This window comes from Gemmatimonadota bacterium (assembly GCA_016209965.1).
Lineage (GTDB): Bacteria > Gemmatimonadota > Gemmatimonadetes > Longimicrobiales > RSA9 > JACQVE01.
Genome location: JACQVE010000128.1, coordinates 1 through 4,740 on the forward strand (window position 1 = coordinate 1; position 4,740 = coordinate 4,740).

Sequence of the window (4,740 nt, forward strand, 5' to 3'; positions counted from 1 at the left end):
AGCCCCATCTACGGCATGCCCATCATCGACGCGGACAAGGCGCGCACCGTCTTCGCCATCAAGCGCAGCAAGAACCCGGGTTTTGCCGGCATCGAAAACGAGCTCTACTTCTCGGACAAGACCTGGATGCTCTTCGGCGATGCCAAGCATGTCGTCGGCGAGCTAGCGAAGCAACTGTCCGGCGGGAAAGCCTAAAAGCACCTGCCTCTACGACCGATAAGGTAGTGGCCCTGACAGAGCTCATCCGAGCTACCGTACCACCTCTGCCTCACCGGCAGCGAGTTCTAGCGTACGACGGTTCGGGCGGACCACTGCCGTGAAGTAATAGCGCCGCCCCGCCGTAAGCGAGTCTCCCAAGATCTCAGACGCGCCAACGACCGTCGCGAAGGACCGCGATTCTCTGGACGCGAAGTCAGCTAGAAGCAACCACGCCTGACAAACTATTATTCCCCCCTGGTCCCAAACAGCCGCCCCTGAACGGCTCTCGTTGCGATAGGCCCGGACTAGCACGGGGCATCCGCCGGGCAACTCAACCCGGATGGGCCGCTCAGTGGAATTAGTCACCTTTACACTGACCCTTATAGAGGTAGGCACCTGTGTTTCCACCGTCATCTGCGCTTGATACGTCAGACCATCCACCACTTCAACTGCCGACGGCGGCTTCGCCTGGGGTGACAGGCTGTTCCCGTTGCAAGCGGCAAGCAAGACGCTAGCTCTGAGTAGCTTTCTTGTGAACCGCATATGAAGACTCCCATGGCTTGCGGTAACGCGCCCTTGAGAACCAGCAATCGTCCCCTACTGACTGCCCCCTAACTCCGCCTCTGACGGCGCCGCTAGTCAAAGATGGTAGTGCGGAGGCCCCCGAGTTCGTATTCGACGTTCCACATCGCACTGAAAACGAAGCTAGTCGTGCCTGTGCGTCCCCATAACACGCCGTAGAGGTAGGAGCTGATGCTGGGATACACGGGATTCTGAAAGACCGGAGAGCCGCTGTCGCCGCCATCCACTCCTGCGTTGACCCCTTGACGCGTAAGCCGGATGCGGTCTTGTCTTGGTGGAACCAATAAGATTGACGACCACGTCGTGACTGACCAGAGGTCGGCCGCGCCAATTCAGTGTGATGTGCGAGAACAGGCGGTGCTCGATCTTGTTCCATTTCCTGGTACCCGGGGGAAAGTGGCAAGTAGTGATCGTGAGGCCCATCTCGGTGGCGAGGCGCTGCAGCTCGAGCTTCCACAGCCGCAAACGATACCCGTTGCTTCCTCCAGCGTAAGCGCAGATGAGCAGTCGCTTGACTCGAGGATAGAGCGGCGAGCCCATGTGTCGCCACCAACGGCGGATGCTTTCGACCGCAAAACTCGCGGTATCGTGATCCGTGCCCACGTTGACCCAGCCGAGATCTTGGCCACGTCATAGATCCCGTAGGGAAGCGCCTTGCGGGGTGCACCTCGACCAGCACACAATTGTCAAGGAGGAGGCGCTGAAGGCACTATATGGCGCTAGAAGGCCATGAGTAGCCCACGCCCCAACACGCGGAGGCCTGCTTTGTAGAGGTTCCGCGCGGCGCCCCCACCACCACGGAGGCCCTCATGCTGGTCATCATCCGCAAGGACTACGACGCCGTCAGCCAGGAGGCCGCGCGCCTGGTCTCGGACCGTCTGCTGAAGAAACCCGACCTCGTGCTCGGCCTCGCGACGGGCGGCACGCCGCGCGGCCTCTACCAGGAGCTCGCGCGCCTTCACCGCGAGAAGGGGCTGGACTTCTCCAAGGTCACCACCTTCAACCTCGACGAGTACATCGGGCTGCCGCCCTCGCATGAGCAGAGCTACCACACCTTCATGCACCAGGCGCTCTTCCAGCACGTCAACCTCGACCCGCGCAACATCTACATCCCGGACGGCATGACGCAGGACGTGGGCACCTTCTGCGACTGGTACGAGGCGCAAATCGAGCGCGTGGGCGGCATGGACCTGCAGGTGCTGGGCATCGGCGGCAACGGCCACCTCGCCTTCAATGAGCCCGGCTCCTCGCTCGGCTCGCGCACCCGCATCAAGACACTGACCGAGCGGACGATCCGCGACAATGCCCGCTTCTTCGGCAGCCTCGAGGCGGTGCCGCGCTACGCCATCACCATGGGTATTGGCACGATCATGGACGCGCGCGAGCTGGTGCTGCTGGCCACCGGCGAGGGCAAGGCGGAGGCGATCCGCGACTCCGTCGAGGGGCCCATTACGGCCATGGTGCCGGCCTCCATCATCCAGATGCACCGCCGCGCCTACGTCATCATCGACGAGGCGGCCGCATCCAAGCTGTCGCGGGAGCACGTGGAAGAGCTGGTCGGGAGGGAGTACGCGGAACCGGCTCGCAATGCTTGAGGACACGCGCGCCGCGGGCGCCCTGCCGCTTACCTGCTTTCGCCCCGTCTTTGCCAGCCACTTCGGGGCAAGCCCGCGTTGCGGTGGACCCGCAGACGAGCAAATGCTGCTTTCCGACCACTCAGCCGCGGAACAGCTCGGCAAAGCGTTTGGCAAGCTTCGGTCCCGCGCCCGCCTCTTCGTGCTTGAAGAAGACGAATGCGTCTTTCCAGGGCGCATCCGCCACCCGCTTGGCCCAATCCCCCAGATCGCCCTCGCCATACATTTCACGCCGCAGCCGCAGGTATCCCCAATCGGCCGTGACAGCAAATGGCGTGGCCGACTCCTCGTCCGTGTCTGACACGCACAGCGCAACATCGCGCGCTTGCAGCGCGGCAAAGACGTCGTCTTCGAACCAGGAGGCGTGCCGGAACTCGAGCGCCGCACGCCGCGCTGCGGGCAGCAGTGCCAGGAAAGCCTCCAGCCGTGGCAGGTCCTTCTTCAGGTTGGGCGGGAGCTGGAAGAGCAATGGGCCCAGCTTGTCACCGAGCACCGCCGCCTGCTGCAGCAGGTACGAGACCGGCTGGGCCACCTCCTTCAGCCGCAGGATGTGCGTGATCTGGCGCGACGCCTTGAGCACGAAGGTGAAGCCGGCCGGCACCTGCGCCGACCACTCCTCGAGCATCTTCGTGGCCGGCATGCGGTAGAACGTGTTGTTGATCTCCACCGCCGGGAACTGGCCGGCATAGTAGCGCAGCATCTGCGCGGCCGGCAGCTCCTCCGGGTAAAAGCTGCCCTTCCACTCCTTGTAGGCGTAGCCGCTGGTCCCGGTCAGGAGCCGCATGGCGAAGCAAGACTCGGGGTGAAGGGGAATTTCCCGCGACAATATCCGGGCGGCGCCCCGCCCCAGCAAGAGCGGCGGAAATCGCGGCGGAAATACGCGACCCACAGCAGGCACAGCCAAGCCCACGCCCGTGCCGCGGTACGACCGCCATTCTTGCCGGGGGTGATGCCGCAGGGGTAAGGTAGCGAATGCCCCAGAGGTCTGACTACGACGTCGCCATTGCCGGCCTGGGCGCCGTGGGCTCCGCCGCGGCCTGGCAACTGGCGCGGCGCGGGCGGCGCGTGTTGGGCCTGGACCGGTTCGACCCGCCTCATGCGCTCGGCTCCTCCCACGGCCGCACGCGCATCATCCGCGAGGCGTACTTCGAGCACCCGCTGTATGTGCCGCTGATCCAGCGCGCGTACGAGAAGTGGGCGGAGCTCGAGCGGGTGGCGGGCCGGCCGCTGCTGCGTCTGACGGGCGGGCTCATGCTCGGCCCGCCGGACGGCATGCTGCTAAGCGGCACCCGGGCCAGCGCCCGGGCGCATGGGCTGGCGCACGAGGAGCTCACGGCGGCCGAGGTGCGCCGGCGCTTCCCCGGCCTCGCGCCCCGCGATGACATGGTGGGAATCCTCGAGCCCAGCGGCGGGCTGCTCTTCCCCGAGGCGTGCATCCACAGCAGCCTCGAGCTGGCCGCCCGCGCCGGGGCAGAGCTGCACAGCACCGAGCCGCTCCTGCACTGGCGCGCGGAGAGCGGCGGCGCTGTCATCGAAACCGCGCGGGGCAGGTACCGCGCCGCGCGGCTGATCCTGGCGGCCGGCGCGTGGCTGCCCGAGCTGCTCGCCGCGCTCGGCCTGCCGCTCCAGGTCGAGCGCCAGTTCATGCACTGGTTCCGGCCCGCCGCGTTCCCGCAGCGGTTCCACGCTGACCACTGCCCCATCGTGCTGTGGGAGTATGAGCCGGAACGCATCTTCGCCACACTGCCCGACGTGGGCGACGGCCTCAAGCTGGCCATTCACCACGAAGGCGTGGCCACCGACCCCGAGAGTGTGGACCGGCGCATCTCGGCGGACGAGGAACGCAAGGTGCGAGGGCTGCTGGATGCGTACCTGCCGGACGCGCACGGCGAGCTGCTGGACGCGGCCGTTTGCCTGTACACCAACACACCGGACTACGACTTCCTGCTCGACTTCCATCCCGAGCAGCCGCAGGTGATCCTGGCCAGCGCCTGCTCGGGCCACGGCTTCAAGTTTGCCAGCGCGTTGGGCGAGATCCTGGCCGACCTGGCGGACGGCGCCGCGACCCGTTTTGACCTGACGCCATTTTGCGCAGCCCGCTTCGCCGGCCGGGGAGCAACGGCTCATCACGGAGCGGCGTGCGCCCCCCGGCGCCGCGAAACAGACCGGCCCGAGCCGCCATGACGACCCCCCTACACCCCCCATCACCTGAAGTCCCCACTCCGCAGCGTGGAGGCGTGTTGGTCGTCCCGGGACCGCAGGTGCGCCAACTCTTGCCCATGCGCGATTGCATCCAGGTCATGGACGAGGTGCTGCGCGAGCTGGC

4 protein-coding genes and 1 pseudogene are annotated in these 4,740 nt (G+C 66.0%); 3 read left to right on the top strand and 2 right to left on the bottom strand.

The window, feature by feature from the left end; translation table 11 throughout:
• A partial coding sequence (locus tag HY703_05270; GenBank protein ID MBI4544581.1) for an NAD(P)(+) transhydrogenase (Re/Si-specific) subunit beta occupies positions 1-195 on the top strand: 195 nt, incomplete at its 5' end.
• A gap of 849 nt (positions 196-1,044) precedes the next feature.
• Here HY703_05270 and HY703_05275 read toward each other — a convergent pair.
• Positions 1,045-1,436 (bottom strand): annotated as a pseudogene (locus HY703_05275) (ISAzo13 family transposase).
• A 153-nt stretch (positions 1,437-1,589) separates the two neighbouring features.
• Here HY703_05275 and nagB point away from each other — a divergent pair.
• A complete protein-coding gene (gene nagB, locus HY703_05280) occupies positions 1,590-2,375 on the top strand; it encodes a glucosamine-6-phosphate deaminase (protein MBI4544582.1) in 786 nt (261 codons plus the stop codon).
• A 121-nt stretch (positions 2,376-2,496) separates the two neighbouring features.
• On the opposite strand, the gene HY703_05285 is transcribed toward nagB, so the two are convergent.
• Positions 2,497-3,198, bottom strand: coding sequence for a DUF72 domain-containing protein (locus HY703_05285; protein ID MBI4544583.1), 702 nt, complete (start codon positions 3,196-3,198; stop codon positions 2,497-2,499).
• Between the two features lie 188 nt (positions 3,199-3,386).
• Here HY703_05285 and solA point away from each other — a divergent pair, with 188 nt between their 5' ends.
• Positions 3,387-4,598 carry an N-methyl-L-tryptophan oxidase gene (solA, locus tag HY703_05290; protein ID MBI4544584.1) on the top strand — a complete coding sequence of 404 codons (1,212 nt, stop codon included), beginning with the start codon at positions 3,387-3,389 and terminating at the stop codon, positions 4,596-4,598.
• Positions 4,599-4,740: the final 142 nt, after the last annotated feature.

Bases quoted from the DNA above. Each gene is read 5' to 3' on its own strand.
- nagB (MBI4544582.1), top strand. From the start codon at position 1,590: ATGCTGGTCATCATCCGCAAGGACTACGACGCCGTCAGCCAGGAGGCC.
- HY703_05285 (MBI4544583.1), bottom strand. From the start codon at position 3,198: ATGCGGCTCCTGACCGGGACCAGCGGCTACGCCTACAAGGAGTGGAAG.
- solA (MBI4544584.1), top strand. From the start codon at position 3,387: ATGCCCCAGAGGTCTGACTACGACGTCGCCATTGCCGGCCTGGGCGCC.